Annotated in this window: 38 protein-coding genes and 1 riboswitch; of the genes, 1 reads left to right on the top strand and 37 read right to left on the bottom strand. The window is 30.6% G+C overall.

Annotated features, from left to right (window positions below; all coding sequences use genetic code 11):
- The 9 genes from J7G74_RS05050 to ribD all read right to left on the bottom strand — a co-directional run.
- A partial coding sequence (locus J7G74_RS05050; protein ID WP_297132632.1) for an N-acetylmuramoyl-L-alanine amidase occupies window positions 1–580 on the bottom strand: 580 nt, incomplete at its 3' end.
- Between the two features lie 111 nt (window positions 581–691).
- The gene (locus tag J7G74_RS05045; RefSeq protein ID WP_297132629.1) at window positions 692–2,719 is read right to left on the bottom strand and encodes a sensor histidine kinase; all 2,028 of its coding nucleotides are present in this window, start codon (window positions 2,717–2,719) and stop codon (window positions 692–694) included.
- 16 nt (window positions 2,720–2,735) lie between these two features.
- Window positions 2,736–2,930, bottom strand: coding sequence for a hypothetical protein (locus tag J7G74_RS05040; RefSeq protein WP_297132627.1), 195 nt, complete (start codon window positions 2,928–2,930; stop codon window positions 2,736–2,738).
- Window positions 2,917–3,618, bottom strand: a complete 702-nt coding sequence (locus J7G74_RS05035; RefSeq protein WP_297132626.1) for a response regulator transcription factor — start codon at window positions 3,616–3,618, stop codon at window positions 2,917–2,919. Before J7G74_RS05035 ends, J7G74_RS05040 begins: the two co-directional genes overlap by 14 nt.
- A gap of 38 nt (window positions 3,619–3,656) precedes the next feature.
- A complete protein-coding gene (locus tag J7G74_RS05030) occupies window positions 3,657–4,211 on the bottom strand; it encodes a VanZ family protein (protein ID WP_297132625.1) in 555 nt (184 codons plus the stop codon).
- A 205-nt stretch (window positions 4,212–4,416) separates the two neighbouring features.
- On the bottom strand, window positions 4,417–4,884 hold the full coding sequence (ribH, locus tag J7G74_RS05025) for a 6,7-dimethyl-8-ribityllumazine synthase (RefSeq protein ID WP_297132623.1): 468 nt from the start codon (window positions 4,882–4,884) through the stop codon (window positions 4,417–4,419).
- Window positions 4,885–4,927: 43 nt separating this feature from the next.
- A complete protein-coding gene (locus tag J7G74_RS05020; protein WP_297132621.1) occupies window positions 4,928–6,127 on the bottom strand; it encodes a bifunctional 3,4-dihydroxy-2-butanone-4-phosphate synthase/GTP cyclohydrolase II in 1,200 nt (399 codons plus the stop codon).
- Between the two features lie 11 nt (window positions 6,128–6,138).
- Window positions 6,139–6,786 carry a riboflavin synthase gene (gene ribE, locus J7G74_RS05015; protein WP_297132619.1) on the bottom strand — a complete coding sequence of 216 codons (648 nt, stop codon included), beginning with the start codon at window positions 6,784–6,786 and terminating at the stop codon, window positions 6,139–6,141.
- Window positions 6,771–7,874: a bifunctional diaminohydroxyphosphoribosylaminopyrimidine deaminase/5-amino-6-(5-phosphoribosylamino)uracil reductase RibD gene (gene ribD / locus J7G74_RS05010; RefSeq protein WP_297132618.1), complete on the bottom strand. Its 1,104-nt coding sequence runs from the start codon at window positions 7,872–7,874 to the stop codon at window positions 6,771–6,773. Before ribD ends, ribE begins: the two co-directional genes overlap by 16 nt.
- Before the next feature lie 203 nt (window positions 7,875–8,077).
- Window positions 8,078–8,195: riboswitch (FMN riboswitch) on the bottom strand.
- A gap of 192 nt (window positions 8,196–8,387) precedes the next feature.
- Here ribD and rbr point away from each other — a divergent pair.
- Complete coding sequence (rbr, locus tag J7G74_RS05005) at window positions 8,388–8,927, top strand: rubrerythrin (protein ID WP_297132617.1); 540 nt, start codon at window positions 8,388–8,390, stop codon at window positions 8,925–8,927.
- 242 nt (window positions 8,928–9,169) lie between these two features.
- On the opposite strand, the gene rpsI is transcribed toward rbr, so the two are convergent.
- From rpsI to rpmC, 28 genes are all read right to left on the bottom strand, one after another.
- Window positions 9,170–9,562: a 30S ribosomal protein S9 gene (gene rpsI, locus J7G74_RS05000; RefSeq protein ID WP_297132614.1), complete on the bottom strand. Its 393-nt coding sequence runs from the start codon at window positions 9,560–9,562 to the stop codon at window positions 9,170–9,172.
- Window positions 9,563–9,591: 29 nt separating this feature from the next.
- Entirely contained in the window at window positions 9,592–10,020 is a 429-nt protein-coding gene (gene rplM, locus J7G74_RS04995; protein ID WP_297132612.1) for a 50S ribosomal protein L13, read from the bottom strand.
- Window positions 10,021–10,139: 119 nt separating this feature from the next.
- A complete protein-coding gene (gene truA / locus J7G74_RS04990) occupies window positions 10,140–10,871 on the bottom strand; it encodes a tRNA pseudouridine(38-40) synthase TruA (RefSeq protein ID WP_297132610.1) in 732 nt (243 codons plus the stop codon).
- Window positions 10,872–10,883: 12 nt separating this feature from the next.
- The gene (locus J7G74_RS04985; protein WP_297132607.1) at window positions 10,884–11,681 is read right to left on the bottom strand and encodes an energy-coupling factor transporter transmembrane component T family protein; all 798 of its coding nucleotides are present in this window, start codon (window positions 11,679–11,681) and stop codon (window positions 10,884–10,886) included.
- Window positions 11,675–12,541, bottom strand: coding sequence for an energy-coupling factor transporter ATPase (locus J7G74_RS04980; RefSeq protein ID WP_297132605.1), 867 nt, complete (start codon window positions 12,539–12,541; stop codon window positions 11,675–11,677). The genes J7G74_RS04985 and J7G74_RS04980 overlap by 7 nt, the downstream gene beginning before the upstream one ends.
- Entirely contained in the window at window positions 12,529–13,362 is an 834-nt protein-coding gene (locus J7G74_RS04975) for an energy-coupling factor transporter ATPase (RefSeq protein WP_297132603.1), read from the bottom strand. The genes J7G74_RS04980 and J7G74_RS04975 overlap by 13 nt, the downstream gene beginning before the upstream one ends.
- Window positions 13,363–13,559: 197 nt before the next feature.
- Window positions 13,560–13,901: a 50S ribosomal protein L17 gene (gene rplQ, locus J7G74_RS04970; protein ID WP_297132600.1), complete on the bottom strand. Its 342-nt coding sequence runs from the start codon at window positions 13,899–13,901 to the stop codon at window positions 13,560–13,562.
- Window positions 13,902–13,922: 21 nt separating this feature from the next.
- The gene (locus tag J7G74_RS04965; protein WP_297132597.1) at window positions 13,923–14,870 is read right to left on the bottom strand and encodes a DNA-directed RNA polymerase subunit alpha; all 948 of its coding nucleotides are present in this window, start codon (window positions 14,868–14,870) and stop codon (window positions 13,923–13,925) included.
- A gap of 75 nt (window positions 14,871–14,945) precedes the next feature.
- Complete coding sequence (gene rpsD, locus J7G74_RS04960) at window positions 14,946–15,569, bottom strand: 30S ribosomal protein S4 (RefSeq protein WP_297132595.1); 624 nt, start codon at window positions 15,567–15,569, stop codon at window positions 14,946–14,948.
- A 15-nt stretch (window positions 15,570–15,584) separates the two neighbouring features.
- The gene (rpsK, locus tag J7G74_RS04955) at window positions 15,585–15,983 is read right to left on the bottom strand and encodes a 30S ribosomal protein S11 (RefSeq protein WP_297132593.1); all 399 of its coding nucleotides are present in this window, start codon (window positions 15,981–15,983) and stop codon (window positions 15,585–15,587) included.
- Window positions 15,984–16,009: 26 nt separating this feature from the next.
- Window positions 16,010–16,381, bottom strand: coding sequence for a 30S ribosomal protein S13 (gene rpsM, locus J7G74_RS04950; RefSeq protein ID WP_297132592.1), 372 nt, complete (start codon window positions 16,379–16,381; stop codon window positions 16,010–16,012).
- A gap of 157 nt (window positions 16,382–16,538) precedes the next feature.
- On the bottom strand, window positions 16,539–16,652 hold the full coding sequence (gene rpmJ / locus J7G74_RS04945; RefSeq protein WP_018590391.1) for a 50S ribosomal protein L36: 114 nt from the start codon (window positions 16,650–16,652) through the stop codon (window positions 16,539–16,541).
- 29 nt (window positions 16,653–16,681) lie between these two features.
- Complete coding sequence (infA, locus tag J7G74_RS04940) at window positions 16,682–16,900, bottom strand: translation initiation factor IF-1 (protein ID WP_039680327.1); 219 nt, start codon at window positions 16,898–16,900, stop codon at window positions 16,682–16,684.
- Window positions 16,901–17,061: 161 nt separating this feature from the next.
- The gene (gene map, locus J7G74_RS04935) at window positions 17,062–17,808 is read right to left on the bottom strand and encodes a type I methionyl aminopeptidase (RefSeq protein ID WP_297132590.1); all 747 of its coding nucleotides are present in this window, start codon (window positions 17,806–17,808) and stop codon (window positions 17,062–17,064) included.
- Window positions 17,809–17,810: 2 nt separating this feature from the next.
- Window positions 17,811–18,458, bottom strand: a complete 648-nt coding sequence (locus tag J7G74_RS04930; protein ID WP_297132589.1) for an adenylate kinase — start codon at window positions 18,456–18,458, stop codon at window positions 17,811–17,813.
- A 15-nt stretch (window positions 18,459–18,473) separates the two neighbouring features.
- Entirely contained in the window at window positions 18,474–19,742 is a 1,269-nt protein-coding gene (secY, locus tag J7G74_RS04925; RefSeq protein WP_297132587.1) for a preprotein translocase subunit SecY, read from the bottom strand.
- A 35-nt stretch (window positions 19,743–19,777) separates the two neighbouring features.
- Entirely contained in the window at window positions 19,778–20,221 is a 444-nt protein-coding gene (gene rplO, locus J7G74_RS04920; RefSeq protein ID WP_297132585.1) for a 50S ribosomal protein L15, read from the bottom strand.
- Between the two features lie 31 nt (window positions 20,222–20,252).
- Window positions 20,253–20,438: a 50S ribosomal protein L30 gene (rpmD, locus tag J7G74_RS04915; RefSeq protein ID WP_297132581.1), complete on the bottom strand. Its 186-nt coding sequence runs from the start codon at window positions 20,436–20,438 to the stop codon at window positions 20,253–20,255.
- A 14-nt stretch (window positions 20,439–20,452) separates the two neighbouring features.
- Window positions 20,453–20,962, bottom strand: a complete 510-nt coding sequence (gene rpsE / locus J7G74_RS04910) for a 30S ribosomal protein S5 (RefSeq protein ID WP_297132579.1) — start codon at window positions 20,960–20,962, stop codon at window positions 20,453–20,455.
- 16 nt (window positions 20,963–20,978) lie between these two features.
- On the bottom strand, window positions 20,979–21,347 hold the full coding sequence (gene rplR, locus J7G74_RS04905; RefSeq protein WP_297132576.1) for a 50S ribosomal protein L18: 369 nt from the start codon (window positions 21,345–21,347) through the stop codon (window positions 20,979–20,981).
- A gap of 35 nt (window positions 21,348–21,382) precedes the next feature.
- Window positions 21,383–21,925 (bottom strand): 50S ribosomal protein L6, encoded by a 543-nt coding sequence (gene rplF / locus J7G74_RS04900; RefSeq protein ID WP_297132574.1) that lies wholly within the window; start codon window positions 21,923–21,925, stop codon window positions 21,383–21,385.
- Between the two features lie 29 nt (window positions 21,926–21,954).
- On the bottom strand, window positions 21,955–22,353 hold the full coding sequence (rpsH, locus tag J7G74_RS04895; protein WP_074920371.1) for a 30S ribosomal protein S8: 399 nt from the start codon (window positions 22,351–22,353) through the stop codon (window positions 21,955–21,957).
- A 32-nt stretch (window positions 22,354–22,385) separates the two neighbouring features.
- Window positions 22,386–22,571, bottom strand: a complete 186-nt coding sequence (locus tag J7G74_RS04890) for a type Z 30S ribosomal protein S14 (RefSeq protein WP_018590380.1) — start codon at window positions 22,569–22,571, stop codon at window positions 22,386–22,388.
- Window positions 22,572–22,588: 17 nt separating this feature from the next.
- Entirely contained in the window at window positions 22,589–23,131 is a 543-nt protein-coding gene (gene rplE / locus J7G74_RS04885; RefSeq protein WP_297132570.1) for a 50S ribosomal protein L5, read from the bottom strand.
- 25 nt (window positions 23,132–23,156) lie between these two features.
- Complete coding sequence (gene rplX, locus J7G74_RS04880) at window positions 23,157–23,462, bottom strand: 50S ribosomal protein L24 (protein WP_297132636.1); 306 nt, start codon at window positions 23,460–23,462, stop codon at window positions 23,157–23,159.
- A 22-nt stretch (window positions 23,463–23,484) separates the two neighbouring features.
- The gene (rplN, locus tag J7G74_RS04875) at window positions 23,485–23,853 is read right to left on the bottom strand and encodes a 50S ribosomal protein L14 (RefSeq protein WP_297132567.1); all 369 of its coding nucleotides are present in this window, start codon (window positions 23,851–23,853) and stop codon (window positions 23,485–23,487) included.
- Between the two features lie 25 nt (window positions 23,854–23,878).
- Entirely contained in the window at window positions 23,879–24,133 is a 255-nt protein-coding gene (rpsQ, locus tag J7G74_RS04870) for a 30S ribosomal protein S17 (protein WP_297132565.1), read from the bottom strand.
- 23 nt (window positions 24,134–24,156) lie between these two features.
- Window positions 24,157–24,324: 50S ribosomal protein L29 (gene rpmC, locus J7G74_RS04865; RefSeq protein ID WP_297132634.1), on the bottom strand; the 168-nt coding region annotated here is incomplete at its 5' end.

Here is a 24,324-nt window from a genome sequence, read left to right as displayed (position 1 = left end):
GTATTTCATTTTCCTTTAATAAGTAAAGATCATTTCTTGGTTTTATTTCTCTGTTATTGGTATTATCTACCACTCTCTTTAATTCAGCCTGAATATAAGTTGCTAATAGTTTATCTTCATCTTTACCGTATGGATAGAATGTTTGAGCACCATAATATTTTGATTGTTCAAACTTATTAAGATGAATAGAAACGAACATATCTGCTGAAGATTCTTTTATAATCTTCTTTCTATTTTTCAGGTTTTCATTATACTTTTGTCTTATAGTTTTACCCTCTTCTTCTTTATACAGACTTGTATCATCATTTCTAGTTAATATAACCATAGCACCACTAGCTTCTAACAATTCCTTTAATTTCATAGTTATCTTTAGATTAACATCTTTTTCTTTTATAGATTCATCATCTGTCATCGCACCTGGATCTATACCACCATGACCTGCATCTACGATTATAGTTTTATTAGTAATAGGCATTAGTTTGATTACATCCTCTGATGAACTTTTAATTTCTATAATAGATACTCCAACTAATAAGAAAGATACTAATCCAAAAACTATATGTTTAATATATTTTTTCACATTATCACCCCATATATTTATATTGAGGTTTGTCTTTATATATTACTTTTTTAAATTAATAAAAAGAGACATACTTTGATTAGTATCGTCTCCCTTTTATTGTAATACTATTTAATTCATAAGTTGAAATTCTACTATGGATTTAAATAAATCTCCATCTATATCTATATCAAAATTACCACCTTGTAAATTAACTAAATCTCTAGCAATAGCAAGTCCAAGTCCACTTCCTTCTGTATTTCTAGACTCATCCGCTCTTTTAAATCTTTCCATAATCTCTTGAGGATCAAAATTTAACTCATAAGAAGATATATTCTTCATAGTTAATCTGACCTTATCATTAACTTGAATTATATCTATATATACTCTTGTATTTGATAAAGAATATTTTGATATATTACTTAATAAATTTTCTAAAACTCTATATAACCTTCTTCCATCAGCTCTTATATAAACTTTTTCATCTGGAACATTTACCTTTAAGTCTAGATTAGCTTCTGATAACTTCTCTTCCATTTCACCAATGGATTGTCTTAATAATTGAGTAATATCTATCCTCTCCATATTTAATTCGATATTACCACTACTAGCCTTACTAGCTTCAAATAAGTCTTCTATTAGAATTTTTAATCTTTTTGATTTTGAATCTAACACATTAATATAATCTTTTAAGTATTCTGGACTTATATCTTCTTCTTTTTTTATTAATTCAACATAATTTATTATTGATGTTAATGGAGTTTTTAAATCATGAGATACATTTGTTATAAGCTCAGATTTCATCCTTTCACTCTTTAACTGATTATCTATAGCCTTGTCTAGTCCATCTCGTATGTTATTTATGTTATCTGCTAGAGTTGTAAAATTATCTTCTCCAATTAATTTTAACTTATGATGTACGTCTCCATTTTTTATTTTCTGCGTTCCATCCATTATATAAGATAAGTACCACAGTTTTTTTAATATATAATAAGTAAATCCTCCTATTGTCGAGACAGCACCTATAATTGCAAATAAAGGATTATAGTCTGATATTGCAAACATCATTAAGAATAAATTAACTACTATACATACTATAGCTAGACCTATTATTCTCTTTGATAATGGTACACTTTTAGTAAGTTTTAATGTCTTTACAAATATTTTTTTAGAAAATTTAAATACTCTATAAATTAAGGTTGTTTTAAAGAAATCTAATTTATTATCATAACTATTTATTTGCTTATTAAATATATAAAATACCGTACAAATAAATCCTATACCTAAAAATCCAAATGTAAAACTACTAAGCATATCATAATAATAATCAACACTCTGCATTAAAAATACTAATGCACATATTATACCTACTATATATAATTCTAAAGGTATAAATTTGCTAAGTTTTAACCATAAACTATCTTTATCAAATAGTTCAACTTTGCTTCTTTTATATAAAAATGTAGATATTATCCCTAATAATAATGAAGTTCCTAGTGTTGCTAATATTATTTTAACGTATACTATTTCTCTATTAAAATCATTTTTCATTTCATATATTCTGTCATAAATACCTGGAGCCTGTTCAAAATCTTTAGGTATGGACATATATATATCACCGTTTCTTAATTGCATAACATATCCTAACTCACCAGTTACATTTGAATCCTTATATTCATTATTATTAAATATTTTTGAATAGCTAACATTATAATTATTTGATGATATTTTTACATCACATTCTCCTCTATATTTACTTTGAAACTCTTCTGCTGTTTTGCACTCTGTATTTGTATAAATCTCACCTGTATCCTTATTTATAATAAAGTAATTAAGATTTGAGATTTCTTTCAAAGTTTCTCTTGAATACTTTCTAGTTTCTTCTATGTTATTTTTATCTTTATCAGATAAATCTTTATCTTGTCCTCCAACTGTGCCACTTGTAACTGATACTAAATAACTTATTAAATTATTATCAAAAGCCCTACTTTTATAAAATTCATCTTCTATTACAAATTTTTCTTTATGCATATAGCTTGTAAATACGCCACCACCTCCAGCAATTAAGTTAATTGTTGTTGGTATCATAGATAAAAAAGATGATATACATACAAATATTATTACTAAATTTATAAATTTAAATGCTTTATTTCCTTTCATATATTCTCCTTTATAATTAAAATCTTAATGCCTTATATAACATATAGTTCAAAATAAACATAACTAACATGTCAAATATTAAATTCATACCTCCATAGTAAAAACAAATAACTATGCCTACTATTTGAGTAATAGCAAACATAATAAGCATAAATATAAAATTAAACATTAAGCTTCTTTCTTTAAATATTTTATCATTATAATTTCTCAATTTTGTATCCCACTCCCCATACCACTTTCAAATATCTCGGTTCTTTTGGATTTATCTCAATTTTTTCTCTTATCCTTCTTATATGAACTGCTACTGTATTTTCCACATTAAAACTTTCTTCATTCCATACTCTTTCGTATATTTCATCTATAGAAAATACTCTTCCTTTATTAGCAAGTAATAAATTAAGTATTTTAAATTCTATTGGTGTTACTTTTACCAACTGTCCGTCAACCTTAACTTCTTTTGTTGATGTGTTTAGTTCCAGTCCACCACTGCTTAAAACTTCATTATTATTTATATTTTGACTGTTATAATTACCTAGTGTTACATATCTTCTTAAATTTGATTTTAATCTAGCTATTAATTCCAATAAATTAAAAGGTTTTGTTATATAATCATCTGCTCCAATATTTAGTCCCATTATCTTATCTGTATCCTCACTTTTAGCTGATACTAGTATTATTGGAATATTCTTTTCTTCTCTAATTTTTATTGTTGCTTTTATACCATCTAGTTTGGGCATCATTATATCCATAAGTATTAAGTGTACATCTTTATTTACTAATACATCTAAAGCTTCTAATCCGTTATATGCTTTATATATATTAAACCCTTCATTTCTTAAAAATATTTCTACGGATTCAACTATTTCTTTATCATCATCCACTACTAATATGTTGTACATTTATTTCAACCCCTTCATGCAATTGTTTCTCTTTTGTATTATACACTAGAATCACATCCTTTTATAAATTTATAATTTCTAAACATAATCTTCCTTCCATATGAGTAAATCACAAATCCTACAAATGCGCCTAGTGAATTTACTAAAAGGTCATCAGCTTCTGCATATCTCCCTCCAAATACTTGCAATAATTCTATACTAAAACTAGTAACAAATCCAATAAGTAAAACCTTTTTACCACTAAATCTTAATTTATCAAATACACATGGTAATAATATTCCATAGGGCACAAATAATAAAAAATTTAAAAACACCATCATTATAGATACATCTTTAAAAGGAATTAAATTCATATTATACATACCATTCATAACATCTGAAAAATAAAATTTCATTCCTATTATTCCTGTTATATTTAATATTGTTATCATATATATAGTTAATATAGATTCAAGCATAGTTTGTTTTATTCTAAATATCCTTCTTTTATTAGTTAAATATAAAATTCCTAAAATTATTAAATATATCATTATCCCTTTTATCGTACTACCTCTTAGTATCCATATTCCATCAAGAATATATTGATTTATCATATACAGTCCTCCTTTTATATATTTTAACTTCACATCATCCTTTATACTTGATATGATAAAATATAAATCTTACATAATTACGAAGATAATTCTTAAGGAATTATTACAAAACAAAAAACTCATGGTATTTTACCATGAGTTTTTTGTTATCTATATTTAAATATAAATAGTTTCACAAGAAACGTTACTTAATAAACAATAATATTTAAGCTTCTATTTCCCTTATAAGATTAACCATTTCTATAGCACCAACCGCGCATTCAAACCCTTTATTACCAGCTTTTGTACCAGCGCGTTCTATAGCTTGTTCGATGTTCTCAGTAGTAACTACACCAAACATTACTGGTATATCAGAGTTTAAAGATACATGAGCAATTCCTTTTGACACTTCATTACACACATAATCATAATGAGATGTATTTCCTCTAATTACAGCTCCTAGACATATTATAGCATCGTATTTGTTACTTTTAGCCATTTTCGATGCTATGAGTGGTATTTCAAATGCTCCTGGAACCCATGCTACTTCTATATCTTCCTCTTTTACTTCATGGCGTGTTAGTGCATCTATGGCCCCTCCTAATAATTTAGATGTTATAAACTCATTGAAACGAGCTGCCACTATTCCGATTTTTATATCCTTTGATACTAGCTTTCCTTCATATAATTTCATATTTACTATCTCCTTTTTATACTTTATAATTTTATAGTGAATTTTAATAATTTAAAATGTGGCCCATTTTTTCTTTTTTTGTTTTTAAGTAAAATAAATCATGAATCGTAGGATTTATTTGTATTGGAACACGCTCTATAATTTCCATTCCAAAATCAGATAGTCCATAAATTTTATCTGGATTATTTGTAAGTAGTCTTAAAGTTTTAACTCCAAGGTCTTTAAGTATTTGAGCCCCTATAAAATATTCTCTTAAGTCTCCATCAAAACCAAGAGCTAAATTAGCTTCTAATGTATCCATTCCTTTGTCTTGCAATTCATAAGCACGAAGTTTATTTATCAATCCTATTCCACGACCTTCTTGTCTCATATAAAGAAGAATTCCTCTTCCTTCTTCTTCTATTTGTCTCATTGCAGCATCAAACTGTTCTCCACAATCACATCTACAAGAACCAAATGCATCTCCTGTTAAACACTCAGAATGAACACGACATAAGATATTTTCGCCATCTCCAATATTTCCTTTAACCAAGGCAATATGATGTTCTCCATTCAATTTATTTACATATCCATAAGCTCTAAAATCTCCATATTTCGTAGGCATTTTTGTATCAGCAACACACTTAACTAATTTTTCATGTTTTTTTCTATAATCTTGTAAATCTTTTATTGTTATGAATTTTAGATTCCACTTTTGAGCTAACTCTATTAACTCAGTAGTACGCATCATAGTCCCATCTTCTCTCATTATTTCACAGCATAATCCACATTCTTTTAAACCTGCTAATCTCATCAAATCAACAGTGGCTTCTGTATGTCCATCACGCTCTAATACTCCATTTTTCTTTGCTAACAAAGGAAACATATGACCTGGTCTACGAAAATCTTGTGGTTTTGCATCATCTTCTACACACTTCATAGCCGTTATACTACGTTCCTCTGCTGATATTCCAGTAGTCGTATCTACATGGTCTATTGATACAGTAAAAGCTGTACTATGATTATCTGTATTATTAGATACCATTTGTGTAAGTTGAAGTCTATCACAAAATTCTTTACTCATAGGCATACATATGAGCCCTTTAGCATGGGTAGCCATAAAATTAATATTTTCTGTTGTTGCAAACTCTGCTGCACAGATAAAATCCCCTTCATTTTCACGACTTTCATCATCTGTTACAATTATTATTTTTCCTTCTCGAAGATCCTGTAAAGCTTCTTCAATAGTATTAAATTTAAACATATCCAATCCCCCTAATATCCATTTTTCATTAAAAATTCTTTTGTTATATTACTTTCTATCTTTTTTTTATCTCCAAGATTAATCAACTTATCCACATACTTTCCTATAATATCATTTTCTAAATTAACATTATCCCCAACTGATCTGTGAGAAAGTACAGTTTCCTTTGCCGTATGTGGAATAATAGAAACACTAAAACTTTTGCAATCTACTTTAGCTACTGTTAAACTTATACCATCAATAGCAATAGAACCTTTTTCTACTATATATTTCATCAAGTTATCACTTGTCGTTATTGTGTACCATACAGCATTATCATCTCTTTGAACTTTTATTATTCTGCCGGTACCATCTATATGACCTGATACAATATGTCCACCAAATCTACCATTTGCAGCCATAGCTCTTTCTAAATTTACTAAACTTCCATCACTTAAATCTCCTAAAGATGAGCGTATTAAAGTTTCATTCATAACATCAGCGATAAAAATATTTTTAGAAAAACTTGTAACTGTTAAACATACACCATTTACTGCCACACTATCTCCTATTTTCAAATCTTCAAATATTTTTCTTCCTTGTATGGTAAGTATAGATGATTTAGCTCCTTTTTTTATACTCACAACCTTACCTACTTCTTCAATTATTCCTGTAAACATCTTTGTATCACCTCACTCTCAATAAGAATATCTTCTCCTATTTGTCTGATAGATTTATTTTTAAGATAAAATGAGTCTTGAGGATTTTCTACACCTATTCCAGCAACAGGAGATCTTGAATCTATTCCACCAAATATTTTTGGAGCAATATAGGTCTGAACTTCATTAACTATTCCACTATTCAAGGCAGACCAATTTAATGCTCCTCCTCCTTCTAAAAGAATACTATCTATGTTCTCTTCACCTAAATGCTTCATTAATTCATTCAGATCAATATGATTATCTTTTTTAGAAAGTGTAAGTAATTTACATCCTGCATCAATATACCAATTTCGTTTATTTTCATCTTCACAACAAGTAGCTATAATTGTTTGTATTTCTTTTGAACTTTCTACTATATTACTGTTTATAGGTGTTCTTAAATTTGTATCACATATAATTCTTATAGGATTTTTACATTCTTCTATACGACAGTTCAACATTGGATTATCAGCTAATACAGTACCAACACCTACCATTATTGCAGAATATTTATGCCTATCTTTATGTACATTTTGTCTAGCTTCCTCTCCCGTAACCCACTTTGATTTTCCTGTATATGTGGCAATTTTTCCATCTATAGTCATTGCATATTTCATAACTACATAAGGTGTTTTAGTTTTTATATAATGAAAAAATACTTTATTTATTTCATCACATTCTTCTTTTAATACATTTTCTATAACCTTAATTCCATTATTTCTAAGTATGTTTACTCCCTGACCTTGCACTAAGGGATTTGGATCACTAGAGCCTATGACAACTTTGCTTATACCACTTTCTATTATTGCTTCTGTACAAGGTGGAGTTTTTCCATAATGACAACAAGGTTCTAATGTTACATATAGCGTTGCACCTTTAGGAGACTTTTTACAGCTCAAAATAGCATTTCTTTCTGCATGGAGATTACCATATTTTTCGTGATATCCCATACCTATCATTTCATCACCTTTTACTATTACAGCACCTACCATGGGATTAGGATTAACAAACCCACATCCTTTTTTAGCTAACTCTAATGCAATTTTCATATATTCTGTATCCGTCACTTTTTCACCCCCAAATATTAAGTAAAATTCTTAATTAATATAAGAAACTCTTTATAAATTTCTGTATATAAAAAAGCCTTAAACATATTGTCCAAGGCAGATAGAGTTATACTAAAATATAACCTTAATTTAAAATAAAAAACTCTGAAACGATAAGATCATTCCAGAGCATATAAATCAAAGTAATACAAAACTAGCATATGTTTTATCTTCTTTCATCCAGACTATACTGTCGGCTTCGGAATTACACCGAATCATGCCATTTACGGCTCGTGGGCTATAACCACCGGTAGGGAATCTCACCCTGCCCTGAAGATATTATTCAATTAACATAATAATAGTACATTGTTTTTTTATCGTCAATTAAATAAATTATTTTATTTAAATAATTTATTTAATTAAAATTCTATCAATATGTTTTTATAATTTTATAGCATAAATATATGTTGAAAAAAATAATAATTATTATTGTTAAATAATATTTTTTAAAACTTATAAAGGGGGGTAATGGTTATGGAATTAAAAGGAAGTAAAACAGAAAAAAATTTACAAACAGCTTTTGCTGGTGAGTCTCAAGCGAGTATAAAATATGGTTATTATGCTTCAAAAGCAAAAAAAGAAGGATATAATCAAATTTCGAGCATATTTGAGGAAACTTCACATAACGAGAAAGAACATGCAAAAATATGGTTTAAACTTTTACATGATGGTATTCCTTATACTCCAGAAAATTTAAAAGATGCTGCTGCTGGAGAAAATTATGAATGGACAGATATGTATGCAGAGTTCGAAAAAGTAGCAAAAGAAGAAGGTTTCACTAAAATAGCTTATTTATTTAAAGCCATAGGAAAAATAGAAAAAGAACACGAATCAAGATATCTTAAACTTCTTGAAAACTTAGAAAATGAAACAGTATTCAAAAAAAATGAGGAAGTTTATTGGATTTGTCAAAATTGTGGTCATATACATTACGGAAAGACTGCTCCTAAGACATGTCCTGTCTGTGAGCATCCTCAATCATACTTTGAAGTCAGATCAGAAAATTATAAATAAGAAATAAAATACTACAAACAAATAATCTCAATATAAAAAATCCCCTTGGCTAATATTATCAATAACGTCATTCCTTGTCTGGGGTTTAATATCAATATTATGAAAAGCTGACTTTATTAGAAGCCAGCTTTTTTAGCACATATATTTTAATGTTTAAGTAACAAAAAAAGGATGTTCTCCAACAAATAGTTGAAAAACATCCTGTATATACAATTTGAAATATTTTGAATATATGATAAAAACTATCTTTTTGAGAACTGAGGCGCTCTTCTTGCAGCTTTTAAACCATATTTCTTTCTTTCTTTCATTCTTGCATCTCTTGTTAAGAATCCAGCTTTTTTTAATTCTGGTCTTAATTCTGCATCAGCTTTTAATAAAGCTCTTGATATACCGTGTCTTATAGCACCAGCTTGTCCAGTGAATCCTCCACCTTCAACTTTTACTATTACATCGTATTTATTTTCATTGCTTGTTAAAACTAATGGTTGTTTAACATCTCTTATTAATGTTTCGTAGTTGAAGTATTCTTCAACATCTCTTCCATTAACTACTATATTTCCTTCACCTGCAACTAATCTAACTCTAGCTACAGAGCTTTTTCTTCTTCCTGTTCCGTAGAATTGAACTTTTTCCATGATAACTCCTCCTTTCACCTATTATAATACTAGAAGTTTAATTCAACTGGGTTTTGAGCTGCATGTGTATGTTCAGCACCTGCGAATACTCTTAATCTAGTCATCATTCTGCTTCTTAATTTATTTTTTGGTAACATTCCGCTAACTGCATGTGCTACTACTTCTTCTGGTTTCTTTTCCATCATTTCTCTGTAAGTTATTTCTTTTAATCCACCTACATAACCAGTGTGGTATCTATATAATTTTTGATCTAATTTTTTTCCTGTTAATTGAACTTTTGCTGCGTTTACAACAACAACAAAATCTCCACCGTCTACGTGTGGTGTAAATGTTACTTTGTGTTTCCCTCTTAATATAGTTGCTATTTCTGTAGCAAGACGACCTAATGTTTTTCCTTCAGCATCAACTACGTACCAATTTCTTTGTACTTCAGCTGGCTTAGCTATATAACTCTTCATGGTTGTCCCTCCTTAATTTTTTAATTTATTTTTTCTACCGTATATATAAAGTCCGGGGCAATGTGGACTTACTAGCACACTCTTATTCATTTTAATACAATGACCCAAGCGTGTCAAGTTTAATAATGAACTTTTTTGAGAAATAATCCATGTGCAGGCGCAGTATGACCGCATTCTCCTCTATCCTGTGATTGGATTATTTCATTCATAGATTTAGTAATTCTGCCTCTACCTATATCGATTAATGTACCCACAATTATCCTAACCATATTATATAAAAATCCATTACCTTCTACTTCTAATACAATTAAATCTTCATTTTCTTTTATGCTAATATCATATATAGTTCTTACTGTATCTTTAACAGATGAACCAGAACTCATGAAACCTTTAAAATCATATGTACCAACCAATGACTTAGCTTCTGCGCGCATTTTGTTGATATCTAAATCATATTTAACATGATAAGATGTATCCTTGTATAATGGGCTTCTATAAGGTTTATTGTAGATTAAATATCTATATATTTTACCTTTTGCACTGTATCTAGAATGAAAATCTTCATTTACATCTTCACAGCTTATTATAGATATATCTTTAGGTAGCTTAGCATTCAATGCATCTGGTATTCGATTAGCTGGTATGCTTGTATTAGTCTTAAAGTTTGCAACTTGACCCAAAGCATGTACACCAGCATCAGTTCTACCTGAGCCTGTTATATTCACTTTTTCTTTTGTTATTTCATAGATAGCATATTCTATTGTACCCTGTATGCCTGGAGAGTTAGGTTGTTTTTGCCAACCACAATATTTATTACCATCATATTGTATTGTAAGCTTTAAGTTTCTCATTTATATCCTCATCTATATAAATCTAGTTACTGTTATGATTGCCAAAAATACAACTTGTAAAACATATGCTGTATAATCTGCTTTCGTAATAACAGCTTCTTTCATCTTAGTTCTATTCTGGCCACCTCTATAACATCTTGCTTCCATAGCCATTGCTAATTCATCAGCTCTTCTGAAGGCACTTACGAATAAAGGTACTAATAATGGCACTAAATTTTTAGCTCTATTTATAATATTACTACTTTCAAAGTCAGCCCCTCTAGACATTTGAGCTTTCATAATTTTATCTGTTTCATCTAATAAAGTAGGTATGAATCTTAATGCAATAGTCATCATCATAGCTAACTCATGAACAGGCATTCCTACTTTCTTTAAAGGATTAAGCATTCTCTCTATACCATCTGTAAGTTGTATAGGAGATGTTGTAAGAGTTAATAAAGATGTACCTATTACTAAGAATACTAATCTAATAGACATGAATATAGCCTGCCTAATTCCTTCTTTTGTTAACGTTAGGAAACCAAATTTCCATATAACTTCTCCTGGTAAGAAGAAAATATTAATTACAAATGTAAATAGTATAATCCATCTTAGTGGCTTTATACCTTTCATAATATATTTAAGAGGTATATCTGACATTTTTATTACTGCTACTAACAAAGCTGCTATTAATAAGTATGGCCAAAACTTATTTACTACAAATAAAGATACCATGAATACTAATGTTCCAACAAGCTTAGTTGTTGAATCTAACTTATGAATGTAAGAATTTGCAGGATAATATTGACCTATCGTTATATCTTTTAACATATCTTTCTTCCTTTCATAAATTTTAGTATTTCTTCTTTTATCTCATCTATTGTTAATACATCATTTCTTATATCAAAACCTTTATCTCTTAGCTTTATAGCTAATTCTAAAACTTGTGGTATATCCAATCCTATTTCTTTTAACCTAGGGGCATGTTCATTGAATATTTCTCTAGGTGATCCCATAAATTCTATTTTTCCATGGTTCATAACTATTATGTTTTTAGCTATCTTAGCCATATCATCCATACTATGAGAAGATAATATAATTGTCATGTTGCGTTCTTCATGTAATTTTCTGATTAAATCAAAGATTTCATCTCTACCTCCTGGATCTAATCCAGCAGTAGGTTCATCAAGTATTAATAGTTCTGGATTCATTGCTATGACACCTGCTATAGCAACCCTACGTTTTTGTCCTCCAGATAAATCAAATGGCGATTTATCTTTATATTCTTCATAATTAAGTCCTACAGCTTCCATAGACTCTCTAACTCTGATTGATATTTCTTCCTCACTTAATTCTAAATTAGAAGGACCAAAAGCTATATCTTTTTCAACAGTTTCCTCGAACAGTTGGTACTCAGGATATTGGAATACTATACCTACCCTTTTTCTTACTTCTGTTAAATTCAAGTTAGGATCTGTTATTTTAAAATCATTTACATATATATCACCTGATGAGGGCTTTATAAGTCCATTTAAATGTTGAATAAGTGTTGATTTACCTGAACCAGTATGTCCTATAAGTCCCACGAAGTCCCTATCTTTTATCTCAAATGATATATTGTCTAATGCTTTATTTGCAAAAGGCATTCCTTCATCATATATATAAGTTAAATTTTTTACTACAATTGACATAATTTCACCACCATCTCATCTACTGTTAATATATCATCTTCTATATCTAATCCTTCTTTTCTCAAAGAAGTGGCTAGTTCTGTCATATAAGGAACATCTAATCCTATTTTCTTTAAAGTATCAATATTTTTAAATACTTCTTTTGGTGTTCCTTCTAATAATTTACGCCCTTTGTCCATAACTATAACTCTATCAGCATCTACAGCCTCTTCCATATAATGAGTTATATGTAATACTGTAATATTTTCTTCCTTATTAAGTTTATTTATTACGTTCATTACTTCTTTTCTACCTGATGGATCTAACATAGCTGTAGCTTCATCAAATATTATACATTTAGGTCTCATAGCTATAATACCTGCAATTGCAACTCTTTGTTTTTGACCTCCAGATAATAGGTGTGGTTGTCTATCTCTTAGTTCATATATACCAACACTCTCAAGAGCTTCTTTTACTCTTTCTCTTATTAATCTAGGTTCAATACCTAAGTTCTCAGGACCAAATGCTACATCTTCCTCTACTATAGTTGCAACAATTTGGTTATCTGGATTTTGAAATACCATACCTGCAGTCTGTCTTATATCCCATAATTTTTCTTCATCTTTAGTATCATTACCATCTATAATAATGTTCCCTTTTGTAGGCATTAAAATTGCATTTAAATTTTTAGATAATGTAGATTTTCCTGAACCATTATGTCCTATAATAGCTACAAACTCTCCTTGCTTAACATCTAAACTTAAGTCATCTATAGCTTTGAAACTAGATTCTTCAGTCATGTATTCATATGAAACATTGTTTACATTTATAATATTGTTCATCTATTCTACTCCTTCTTAAAGTAGTAAACTTTATTTTTTTATCTTAATATTATATCACAGTTCTAATTAAAAATGATAATTGCTTTGATTATATAGTTACTTTTATGAGTATGAATTTTTTTAATATTATTATTTGCATAAAAAAAAAGATTAAGCCCATCAAACTTAATCTTTTTTCTATATATATTAACTATTTACTATACTAATTCAATAAATGCCATTTCAGCAGCATCGCCTCTTCTTGGCCCTTTTTTGATTATTCTAGTATATCCACCATTTCTCTCAGCATATTTTGGAGCTATATCAGTGAATAAGTTATTTACTACTGTTTCATCCATAACATAAGCTAAAACTTGTCTTCTAGCATGAAGATCTCCTCTTTTAGCAAGAGTTATCATCTTTTCAGCCATTCTACGAGTTTCTTTAGCTCTTGTTACTGTAGTTTCTATTCTACCATTTCTTAGTAAATCAGTTACTAAGTTTCTTAACATAAGGTTTCTGTGTGATGTCACACGTCCTAATTTACGGTAATTAGCCACGCCAATCCCTCCTTTGCTCGCCTATTCTTCGCTTGGTTTAAGACCTAAACCTAGTTCTTCTAATTTTTGAATAACTTCTTCAAGTGATTTTTTACCAAGGTTTCTAACCTTCATCATATCATCTTCTGATTTATTTGCTAATTCTTCAACTGTATTAATTCCCGCTCTTTTTAAACAGTTGTAAGATCTAACTGATAAATCAAGTTCTTCAATAGTCATTTCAAGAACTTTTTCTTTTTGATCTTCTTCTTTTTCTACCATTATTTCAACATTGCTTACATGCTCTGTTAAGTCAATAAATAGATTTAAATGTTCAACTAATACTTTAGCTGCAAGAGATATACCCTCTTGAGGATTAATGCTTCCATTAGTCCATACTTCTAGTGTTAATTTATCATAATCTGATTTTTGACCAACTCTAGTGTTTTCTACATGGTAGCTAACTTTTTGTACGGGAGTGTATATTGAGTCTACAGGTAAAACACCTATAGGCATATTTTCTGTTTTATTTTCCTCGGCTGGAACATATCCTCTACCTTTGTCGATGTATATTTCCATATTAAGCTTAGCATTATCATCTAAAGTTGCGATTTCTAAGTCTTCACTTAATATTTGTACATCTGGTGGACAGATTATGTCTGATCCTTTTACAGTACATGGTCCTTGAGCCTGAATTTTAAGAGTTCTACTTCCTTCACCATCTATAGTAGCAGAAAGTTCTTTTAAAGATAATATTATCTCAGTAACATCTTCTTTAACTCCTGGTACTGTCGAAAATTCATGAAGAACACCATCTATTCTTATAGAATTTACAGCCACACCAGGTAAAGAAGATAATAATATTCTTCTTAGAGCATTTCCTATAGTAATTCCATATCCTCTTTCTAAAGGTTCAATGACAAATTTTCCATATCTATAATCTTCACCAAGTTCTATAATGTCTACTTTTGGTTTTTCTATTTCTATCATGGACAAAACCCTCCTTCAAATTTATTAATCCACTGAGGGTAAACACTTTTTATAAGTATTATTAAAAAGTGCTTATTATTTAGAATAAAGCTCTATGATTAAGTGTTCAGCTATTTCAAGATCTATATCTTCTCTGTTTGGAAGAGCAGTAACTGTAGCAGTCATGTTTTGAACATCTGCATCTATCCATCTTGGAGCTATTCTTGTGTTAGCTTCTACTATACCTTTAAATTTAGCTGATGATTTTGAAGTTTCTTTAACAGCTATAACATCTCCAACTTTAACAGTTATTGAAGGTATATCAACTTTTTTACCATTTAAAGTAAAGTGTGCATGAGTTAATAATTGTCTAGCTTCTTTTCTAGAGTTAGCTAATCCCATTCTGTAAACAACATTATCTAATCTTCTTTCTAATAAGCTTAATAAGTTTTCACCAGTTTTACCTGACATTTTCTCAGCACGTTCATATAAATTTCTGAATTGAGTTTCTAAAACTCCGTATATTCTTTTAACTTTTTGTTTTTCTCTTAATTGTAAACCATAGTTAGAAACTTTCTTTCTCCCTTGTCCATGTTGTCCTGGAGCATAGTTTCTTTTAACTATAGCACATTTATCTGTATAACATCTATCACCTTTAAGGAATAATTTCATTCCTTCTCTACGGCATTGTCTGCATGATGCACCAGTATATCTTGCCATAATTACACCTCCTAATTATACTCTTCTTCTTTTTGGTGGTCTACATCCGTTGTGTGGGATTGGAGTAACATCTTTGATCATTGTTACTTCTAGTCCAGTAGCTTGTAAAGCTCTTATAGCAGCTTCTCTTCCTGAACCTGGTCCTTTTACGAATACTTCTACACTTTTTAAACCGTGTTCCATTGCAGCTTTAGCAGCAGTTTCAGCAGCCATTTGAGAAGCAAATGGAGTTGACTTTCTAGAACCTTTGAATCCTAATTGTCCTGAAGATGCCCATGATATAGCATTTCCATGAACGTCAGTTAAAGTTATTATAGTATTGTTAAAAGTTGATTGTATATGTGCTTGACCACGCTCTATGTTTTTACGTTCTCTTCTTCTTACACGAGTAACTTTCTTTTTTTGTTTAGCCATTGTTCGATTTCCCTCCTATCTATTTATTATTTTTTCTTTTTACGAGATACAGTTTTTCTAGGACCTTTTCTAGTTCTAGCGTTAGTCTTAGTTTTTTGCCCTCTTAGTGGTAAACCTTTAGCATGTCTTATACCTCTGTAGCATTTTATATCTCTTAATCTTTTTATATTTAATGCAATTTCTCTTCTTAAGTCACCTTCAACTAAGAAATCATTGTCTATTATTCTTCTTAATGTATTAACTTCATCATCTGATAAATCTTTGATTCTAACATCTGGATTTATCTCAGCTTTTGCTAATATTTCATTAGCAGTTGCTCTACCTATACCATATATATAAGTTAAGCCTATCTCCGCTCTTTTTTCTCTAGGTAAATCTACCCCAGCGATTCTTGCCATTACTTGCACCTCCTACGACTTAGTTATTTTTACTATTAAACTTTTTATTTAAATAAATTCATAAAATCTATTCAAATATTGTATTTCCAACGCATCCAGTCAATGTCACATTTAAATATTATAACATATTATACAACTTTATGCTAGAAATATTTTATTATCCTTGTTTTTGTTTGTGCTTAGGATTTTCGCATATAACCATTACTTTACCTTTTCTTTTAATGATTTTGCATTTTTCGCACATTGGTTTTACTGACGGTCTTACCTTCATTATTATCCCTCCTTAGACTAGTACATAGCCTATTTCTTACGCCAAGTAATTCTTCCTCTTGTAAGATCATAAGGTGAAAGCTCAACATTAACCTTATCACCTTCAAGAATTCTTATGAAGTTCATTCTTAACTTACCAGATAAATGACATAATACTTCATGTCCATTCTCTAGTCTGACTTTAAACATAGCGTTAGGTAAGTTTTCAATAACTGTACCTTCAAATTCTATAACATCTTTTTTGGCCATTAAAGAATCAGCCCTCCATTTCACAAGCCAATTTATTGGCTTAGTAAGTTAGCTCTTAAAAATTATTTCATATCTTTTATAAGTGCTTAACTTTTTTGATTTTTACATTTTAAAAATTAATTTTAATCTGTAAATTTGTGATAGCACTTATATTATAAGTTTTATAAACTTGTTAATATTAAAGGTTCATCCTCTGTTATTGCTATCGTATGCTCGTAATGAGCAGAGTTTTTTCCATCGCTAGTTACAATGGTCCAGCCATCAGCTAAACATTTTACATGGTAACTACCTTGGTTAATCATAGGCTCTATAGCCAGTGCCATTCCTGGCTCTAACTTAGGACCTTTATTAGGTTTGCCATAATTAGGTATATTAGGTGACTCATGAAGATTTCTACCAATTCCATGGCCAACTAATGATCTAACTACTGAAAAACCATTATTTTCTGTGTGTGCTTGTATTGCGTGTGAGATATCTGAAAGTTTATATCCAACTTTCGCGAACTTAAGTCCTTCATAGAAGCTTTCTTTTGTAACTTCTATTAGTTTCCTATTTTCTTCAGATATCAGGCCAACCCCGTGAGTTTTCGCACAGTCACCATGATATCCTTTATAATAGGCTCCTATATCTATACTTATAATGTCCCCCTCTTTTACTATTTCATTACCAGGAATTCCATGTACAACTTTATTGTTTATAGAAGCACATATACTTCCTGGAAATCCTCCATAGCCTTTAAAAGACGGTACTGCATTATATTTTCTTATATTTTCTTCAGCTATTCTATCTAACTCTAAAGTAGATATTCCCGGAATAATAGCTTCTTTTATAACTTCATGAGTATCAGCAACAATTTTGCCTGCCTCTCTCATAAGTTCTATTTCTGCCTTAGATTTTAAAATAATCATTATTATTTACTCTCTAAAGCAGCTACTATATCATTAAATACTTTATCTATAGATTGTTGACCATCTATATCAGCTATTATACCTGCTTGAGAATAATAATTAGCTAATGGTTTAGTCTCATCTAAGTATACTTGTATTCTTTTTGACACAGTTTCTTCATTGTCGTCAGCTCTTTGATAAAGCTCACCTTTACATATATCACAAACTCCTTCTTCTTTTGAAGGGTTAAATTCTATATGGAAAGTAGCACCGCAAGATTTACAGATTCTTCTGCCAACTGCTCTTGCTACTAATTTTTCTTTATCAACTTCTATATTGATAACTTTATCTAATGCTATTCCATTTTCTTTTAAGAAAGCATCTAACTGTTCTGCTTGAGATACGTTTCTTGGGAAACCATCTAACATGAACCCATTTTCACAGTCATCTTGAGATATTCTGTCTGTAACTAAGCCAACAGTTAATTCATCAGGAACTAATAAACCTTGATCTATATACTCTTTAGCTTTTTTACCAAGATCTGTTCCTTCTTTTATGTTTTTTCTGAATATATCTCCTGTTGATATATGAGGTATCTGGTATTTTTCAACTATTCCTGCAGCTTGAGTACCTTTACCAGCTCCAGGAGGTCCTAATAATATAAGTCTCATACTATCATCTCCAATTTATTTTAAAAATCCTTGATAACTTCTCATAACAAGGTGTGACTCTAATTGTCTCTTAAGTTCAAGAGCTACCCCTACAACGATTAGTATAGATGTTCCAGCAAGTGCCATTTCTGTATTTAAGAAATGTACTGTAAACGCTGGTATCATAGCAATTATAGCTAAGAATATAGCTCCTGCTAATGTTAGCTTTGATAATATTTTGTTTAAATAATCAATTGTAGGTTTTCCAGGTCTTATACCAGGAATAAATCCACCATTGTTTTTCATATTTTCTGCTATATCTTCAGTATTAAATGATATAGTAGTGTAGAAATATGAGAAAAATACTATCAATAGAACTTCTAAAGATCTATATATCCAAAAACCTATGTCTGAACTTGTACTTAGGTAAGTTGATACAAATGTCTGAGCACTTTCTCCCATGAACATTGCTATAGTTTGAGGGAAGGCTAAAAGCGAACTAGCAAATATTATTGGCATAACACCTGACTGGTTGACTTTCATAGGTATATGAGAACTTTGTCCTCCATATAACTTTCTTCCAACTACTCTTTTAGCATATTGTACTGGTATTTTTCTAACTGCCTCATTTATAAATGTAACAGCTGTTATTGTTATAAGCATTACTACAGCAACTAATATAGCTGCCCATAAAGCTAAGTTTCCATCTTGAACATTTTTTACTGTTCTTATAAGATCAGTAGGTATTCTTGATATAATACCAACAAATATTATTATCGAACTACCGTTGCCTAAACCTTTTTCAGTAATTCTTTCACTCATCCACATTACAAGCATACTACCTGCAACTAAAGTTACTATTACAGTAGAAATGAAGAATATACTATCTGATGCTAAAGCTCCTCTTACAATACCAAGAGTAATACCTATAGCTTGTACGAATCCTAACGCTAAAGCTGTGTATCTAGTATATAAATTCATTTTTTTTCTTCCTTCTTCACCAGACTTTTGTAGTTCTTTTAAACTATCAAAACCTATAGTAAGAAGTTGTATAATAATTGAAGCTGTTATAAACGGTCCTATACCTAGTGCGAATAAAGTAAAGTTACTAAAAGCTCCACCGACAAACATATTATATAGGGAAAGTAGGCTATTGTTGCCTACCATACCCTGTATAATACTGGTATTGACTCCAGGAACTGGTATAGTAGTACCTATTCTAAATATTAGAATCATCATTAGGGTATATAAAATTCTTTTTCTTACATCTTTTACTTTCCAAGATTGTTTTATCTTTGATAGCACGTAATCACCCCACAAGTATTGCTAGAATCCACAGATTAAACTAACTCTGCTTTTCCTCCAGCTTTTTCTATTTTCTCTTGAGCTGAAGCTGTGAATTTAGCAGCTTTAACTGTAACAGCTTTTTCAAGAGTTCCTTGTCCTAATATTTTTATACCGTCTTTTTCTATTTTACTTACAGCACCTGTAGATTTTAATAATTCTGCAGTTACCTCAGTACCATTTTCGAATCTATTTAAAAGTTCAACGTTAACTTCTGTATATTCTTTTTTGAATGGATTTGTGAAACCTCTCTTAGGAAGTCTTCTAGCTAGTGGCATTTGTCCACCTTCAAATCCTACTCTAACTCCACCACCTGAACGAGACTTTTGTCCTTTTTGTCCACGTCCTGCAGTTTTACCTTGACCAGTAGCAGTACCTCTACCTAATCTTTTCTTAGCTTTTACTGCTCCTTTAGCAGGTCTTAACTCATGTAGTTTCATGGATTGCACCTCCTTCTTATTTCGTAAATAATTATTCAGATATTTCAGTTACTTCAACTAAGTGACTAACTTTTGCGATCATACCTCTCATTTGGGCATTATCTTCTTTAACAACTACTTGTTCTCTTTTTGTTAATCCTAACGCTTCCACGTTTTTTCTTTGGTTAGGAGTAGTTCCTATTGTACTTCTAACTAATTTGATTTGTAATTTAGCCATTTCACACTACCTCCTTAGCCTAAAAGATCTTCAACTTTTTTACCTCTTAATTTAGCTATATCTTCAGCTGTTTTAAGAGATTTAAGTCCTTCTATTGTAGCATTAACCATATTTCTTGGATTTCTTGACCCTAAGCATTTCGCTCTAACGTCTTTTAATCCAGCTAATTCTAATAAGTCTCTAGCAGCACCACCAGCGATAACTCCTGTACCTTCTTGAGCTGGCATTATTATTATTCTTCCAGCACCGAAGTGTCCGATAACTTCGTGAGGTATAGTAGTTCCTACCATAGGTACTCTTATAAGATTCTTTTTAGCATCTTCTACTGCTTTTCTTATAGCGTCTGGAACTTCCATAGCTTTTCCAGAACCTATTCCAACGTGTCCGTTTTCATCTCCAACAACTACTAAAGCTGCGAATCTAAAGTTTCTACCACCTTTAACAACTTTAGTAACACGTCTTACTTCAACAACTTTTTCTTGTAAGTCTAGTTGTCTCGCATCTATTATTTGACGCATGTGCATGTCCCTCCTTTTTTAATTAGAATTTAAGACCAGCTTCTCTTGCAGCTTCAGCTAACTCTTTTATTCTTCCGTGATATAAGTATCCACCTCTGTCGAATACAACTTCAGTTATACCTTTTTCTACAGCTTTCTTAGCTACTAATTGTCCAACTAATTTAGCTGCTTCTTTATTTCCTGTATGATTAACAGCACCCTTTACTTCTGCTTCTAAAGAAGATGCAGCAACAAGAGTTACTCTATTAGTGTCATCTATTATTTGAGCGTATATATTGTTTGAACTTCTAAATACACATAATCTTGGTCTTTGAGTAGTTCCAGATATTCTTTTTCTTACTCTCTTATGTCTTTGAAGTCTTATAGCATTTTTATCAGCTTTCTTTAACATTGAGCTCACTCCTTTCAACCTTTATTTAATTAGGCTTACTTTTTACCAGTTTTACCTTCTTTACGTCTTACAACTTCACCAGCGTATCTTATACCTTTACCTTTGTATGGCTCTGGTTTTCTCCAGTCTCTTATTTTAGCAGCATAGTTACCAACTAATTGTTTGTCTATACCTTTTACTACTAATTCAGTTTGATTTGGAGCTTCTACAGTTATTCCTTCTGGGTCTACCATCTCAACTGGGTGAGAGTATCCTAAGTTCATAACTAATTTATTTCCTTGTTTTTGTGCTCTGTATCCAACACCTACTAATTCTAATTTCTTTTCGAAACCAGTATTTACACCTATTACCATGTTATCTATTAATGTTCTAGTTAATCCGTGTAATGATCTGTGTTGTTTGTTATTTGTTGGTCTTTCAACAGTTATAACATTTCCTTCTTGTTTTATAGTTAAAGCACCATCAAATTGCTTTGTTAAAGTTCCTTTAGGTCCTTTTACTGTAACTGTGTTATCAGCAGCTATAGTAACTTCAACACCAGCTGGTACTGTTATTGGTTTAACACCTATTCTTGACATAGTCGCACCTCCTTACTTAGTTCGATTGATTACCAAACGTAGCAGATTACTTCTCCACCAACATTTTCTTTTCTTGCTTGTTTATCAGTTAATATACCTTTTGAAGTAGATATTATAGATATTCCTAATCCATTTAATACCTTTGGTACTTCGTAAGCATTTGTATAAACTCTCATACCAGGTTTAGATATTCTTTTTATACCTTGTATAACTCTTTCGCCTGATTGTCCGTACTTTAATTGTATTCTTATTATTCCTTGTTTCTCATCTTCTATAACATCATAACCTCTAACGAAACCTTCTTCTAATAAGATTCTAACTATCTCTTTCTTTATGTTAGAAGCAGGAACGTCAACAGTTTCATGCTTAACAGTGTTTGCATTTCTTATACGAGTAAGCATATCTGCTATTGGATCTGTCATTGTCATATTGAAACCCTCCTTTCACTTTTAAAAAAATCTTACCAACTTGCTTTTCTTACACCAGGTATTTGACCTTTATAAGCTAATTCTCTAAAGCATATACGGCATATACCGAAGTTTCTTATAACAGAATGTGGTCTACCACATATTGAGCATCTAGTATATTCTCTTGTTGAATATTTTTGCTTTTTCTGTTGTTTTACAACCATCGCTTTTCTAGCCACTGGAATCCCTCCTTTAATTATTTAGAAAATGGCATTCCTAATAATTTTAATAATTCACGAGCTTCTTCGTCTGTTTTAGCTGTAGTAACGAATATTATATCCATTCCTCTAACTTGATCTATTTTATCATATTCGATTTCTGGGAATATTATTTGTTCTTTAACACCTAAAGCATAGTTTCCTCTACCATCGAAAGCATTAGCATTAACTCCTCTGAAGTCTCTAACCCTTGGTAAAGTAACAGAAACTAATTTATCTAAGAAGTAGTACATTTTATCAGATCTTAATGTAACTTTTGCACCTATTGGCATACCTTCTCTTAATTTGAAGTTAGCTACTGATTTTCTAGCTCTAGTTATAACTGGTTTTTGACCAGATATTAATTCCATTTCTTCTACTGCTTTTTCTAATCCTTTTGGATTTTCTTTAGCATTTCCAACACCCATATTGATAACTATTTTATCTAACTTAGGTATTTCCATTATATTTTTGTATCCAAATTTCTCCATCATAGCTGGAGCAACTTGATTGTTATATTTTTCTTGTAATCTAGAAGCCATTTAAGGTCCCTCCTTTCAAGCTATATTATATTTCTTTTCCGCTCTTAACAGCTACTCTAACTTTTTTACCGTCTCTCATTTCAAATCTAACTCTAGTTCCTTTTCCTGTTTCAGGATCAACTGGCATTACATTTGAAACGTGTATAGCAGCTTCTTTATTTACTATTCCACCTTGTGGGTTCATAGCACTTGGTTTTTGGTGTTTAGTTACTATGTTAACACCTTCAACTAATACTTTATTAGTCTTAGGGAATACTTTTACTATTTTCCCTTGCTTTCCTTTATCTTTACCAGCTATAACAACAACTGTATCATCTTTTTTAACACGCATCATGTCCTATTGCACCTCCTTATTATAGTACTTCTGGAGCTAGAGATACTATTTTCATAAAGTCATGATCTCTTAACTCTCTTGCAACAGGCCCGAATATACGAGTTCCTACTGGAGTTTTATCATCTTTTATTATAACTGCAGCATTTTCGTCGAATGCTATATAAGATCCGTCGTTACGTTTAATGCCTTTTTTTGTTCTAACTATTACAGCTTTAACAACTTTACCTTTTTTTACAACTCCACCAGGTGTTGCACTTTTAACAGTAGCAACGATTACGTCACCTACGTTACCATATCTTCTTTTACTTCCACCTAATACACGGATACATAAAAGTTCCTTTGCACCAGAATTGTCAGCAACTTTTAAACGTGATTCTTGTTGTACCATATCGTAATACCTCCTTTTCGCAAAACTATTTAACTTTTTCGATAACTTCCACTAATCTAAAGTTTTTATCTTTTGATAAAGGTCTAGTTTCCATTATCTTAACTCTATCTCCGATTTGACATACATTGTTTTCATCGTGAGCCTTGAACTTTTTAGTTCTTTTAACAGGCTTGTTATATAACTCATGACGTACGAAATCTTCAACAGCAACTACTATAGTTTTATCCATTTTGTTACTTACAACACGGCCTATTCTTACTTTTCTTCTTCCTCTTTCCATGTTTAAAAAGCCTCCTTTCCAAATTAAGCTCTAGTTTCGTATAACTTTCTTTCAGCAAGAACAGTTTTAACTTTTGCTATATCCTTCTTAACAAACTTTATTCTTGCTGTATTTTCTAATTGACCAGTAGCTAATTGGAATCTTAAGCTAAATAATTCACTTTTGAAGTAATTTAAGTTGTTCATTAGCTC

This window comes from Terrisporobacter sp., from assembly GCF_017888745.1.
In the GTDB taxonomy this organism is placed as follows: Bacteria; Bacillota; Clostridia; order Peptostreptococcales; family Peptostreptococcaceae; genus Terrisporobacter.
This window is presented reverse-complemented; position numbering and strand designations above follow the sequence as displayed.

Excerpts from the sequence above, each read along its gene's own strand:
- J7G74_RS05045 (WP_297132629.1), bottom strand. The coding sequence starts at position 2,719 with ATGAAAGGAAATAAAGCATTTAAATTTATAAATTTAGTAATAATATTT.
- J7G74_RS05035 (WP_297132626.1), bottom strand. The coding sequence starts at position 3,618 with ATGTACAACATATTAGTAGTGGATGATGATAAAGAAATAGTTGAATCC.
- J7G74_RS05030 (WP_297132625.1), bottom strand. The coding sequence starts at position 4,211 with ATGATAAATCAATATATTCTTGATGGAATATGGATACTAAGAGGTAGT.
- ribH (WP_297132623.1), bottom strand. The coding sequence starts at position 4,884 with ATGAAATTATATGAAGGAAAGCTAGTATCAAAGGATATAAAAATCGGA.
- J7G74_RS05020 (WP_297132621.1), bottom strand. The coding sequence starts at position 6,127 with ATGTTTAAATTTAATACTATTGAAGAAGCTTTACAGGATCTTCGAGAA.
- ribE (WP_297132619.1), bottom strand. The coding sequence starts at position 6,786 with ATGTTTACAGGAATAATTGAAGAAGTAGGTAAGGTTGTGAGTATAAAA.
- rbr (WP_297132617.1), top strand. The coding sequence starts at position 8,388 with ATGGAATTAAAAGGAAGTAAAACAGAAAAAAATTTACAAACAGCTTTT.
- rpsI (WP_297132614.1), bottom strand. The coding sequence starts at position 9,562 with ATGGAAAAAGTTCAATTCTACGGAACAGGAAGAAGAAAAAGCTCTGTA.
- rplM (WP_297132612.1), bottom strand. The coding sequence starts at position 10,020 with ATGAAGAGTTATATAGCTAAGCCAGCTGAAGTACAAAGAAATTGGTAC.
- truA (WP_297132610.1), bottom strand. The coding sequence starts at position 10,871 with ATGAGAAACTTAAAGCTTACAATACAATATGATGGTAATAAATATTGT.
- J7G74_RS04985 (WP_297132607.1), bottom strand. The coding sequence starts at position 11,681 with ATGTTAAAAGATATAACGATAGGTCAATATTATCCTGCAAATTCTTAC.
- J7G74_RS04980 (WP_297132605.1), bottom strand. The coding sequence starts at position 12,541 with ATGTCAATTGTAGTAAAAAATTTAACTTATATATATGATGAAGGAATG.
- J7G74_RS04975 (WP_297132603.1), bottom strand. The coding sequence starts at position 13,362 with ATGAACAATATTATAAATGTAAACAATGTTTCATATGAATACATGACT.
- J7G74_RS04965 (WP_297132597.1), bottom strand. The coding sequence starts at position 14,870 with ATGATAGAAATAGAAAAACCAAAAGTAGACATTATAGAACTTGGTGAA.
- rpsD (WP_297132595.1), bottom strand. The coding sequence starts at position 15,569 with ATGGCAAGATATACTGGTGCATCATGCAGACAATGCCGTAGAGAAGGA.
- rpsK (WP_297132593.1), bottom strand. The coding sequence starts at position 15,983 with ATGGCTAAACAAAAAAAGAAAGTTACTCGTGTAAGAAGAAGAGAACGT.
- rpsM (WP_297132592.1), bottom strand. The coding sequence starts at position 16,381 with ATGGCAAGAATCGCTGGGGTAGATTTACCTAGAGAAAAAAGAGCGGAG.
- rpmJ (WP_018590391.1), bottom strand. The coding sequence starts at position 16,652 with ATGAAGGTAAGACCGTCAGTAAAACCAATGTGCGAAAAATGCAAAATC.
- infA (WP_039680327.1), bottom strand. The coding sequence starts at position 16,900 with ATGGCCAAAAAAGATGTTATAGAATTTGAAGGTACAGTTATTGAAAAC.
- map (WP_297132590.1), bottom strand. The coding sequence starts at position 17,808 with ATGATTATTTTAAAATCTAAGGCAGAAATAGAACTTATGAGAGAGGCA.
- J7G74_RS04930 (WP_297132589.1), bottom strand. The coding sequence starts at position 18,458 with ATGAGACTTATATTATTAGGACCTCCTGGAGCTGGTAAAGGTACTCAA.
- rplO (WP_297132585.1), bottom strand. The coding sequence starts at position 20,221 with ATGAAACTACATGAGTTAAGACCTGCTAAAGGAGCAGTAAAAGCTAAG.
- rpmD (WP_297132581.1), bottom strand. The coding sequence starts at position 20,438 with ATGGCTAAATTACAAATCAAATTAGTTAGAAGTACAATAGGAACTACT.
- rpsE (WP_297132579.1), bottom strand. The coding sequence starts at position 20,962 with ATGCACATGCGTCAAATAATAGATGCGAGACAACTAGACTTACAAGAA.
- rplR (WP_297132576.1), bottom strand. The coding sequence starts at position 21,347 with ATGTTAAAGAAAGCTGATAAAAATGCTATAAGACTTCAAAGACATAAG.
- rplF (WP_297132574.1), bottom strand. The coding sequence starts at position 21,925 with ATGTCAAGAATAGGTGTTAAACCAATAACAGTACCAGCTGGTGTTGAA.
- rpsH (WP_074920371.1), bottom strand. The coding sequence starts at position 22,353 with ATGACAATGACAGATCCAATAGCAGATATGCTTACTCGTATAAGAAAT.
- rplE (WP_297132570.1), bottom strand. The coding sequence starts at position 23,131 with ATGGCTTCTAGATTACAAGAAAAATATAACAATCAAGTTGCTCCAGCT.
- rplX (WP_297132636.1), bottom strand. The coding sequence starts at position 23,462 with ATGCGTGTTAAAAAAGATGATACAGTTGTTGTTATAGCTGGTAAAGAT.
- rplN (WP_297132567.1), bottom strand. The coding sequence starts at position 23,853 with ATGGTACAACAAGAATCACGTTTAAAAGTTGCTGACAATTCTGGTGCA.
- rpsQ (WP_297132565.1), bottom strand. The coding sequence starts at position 24,133 with ATGGAAAGAGGAAGAAGAAAAGTAAGAATAGGCCGTGTTGTAAGTAAC.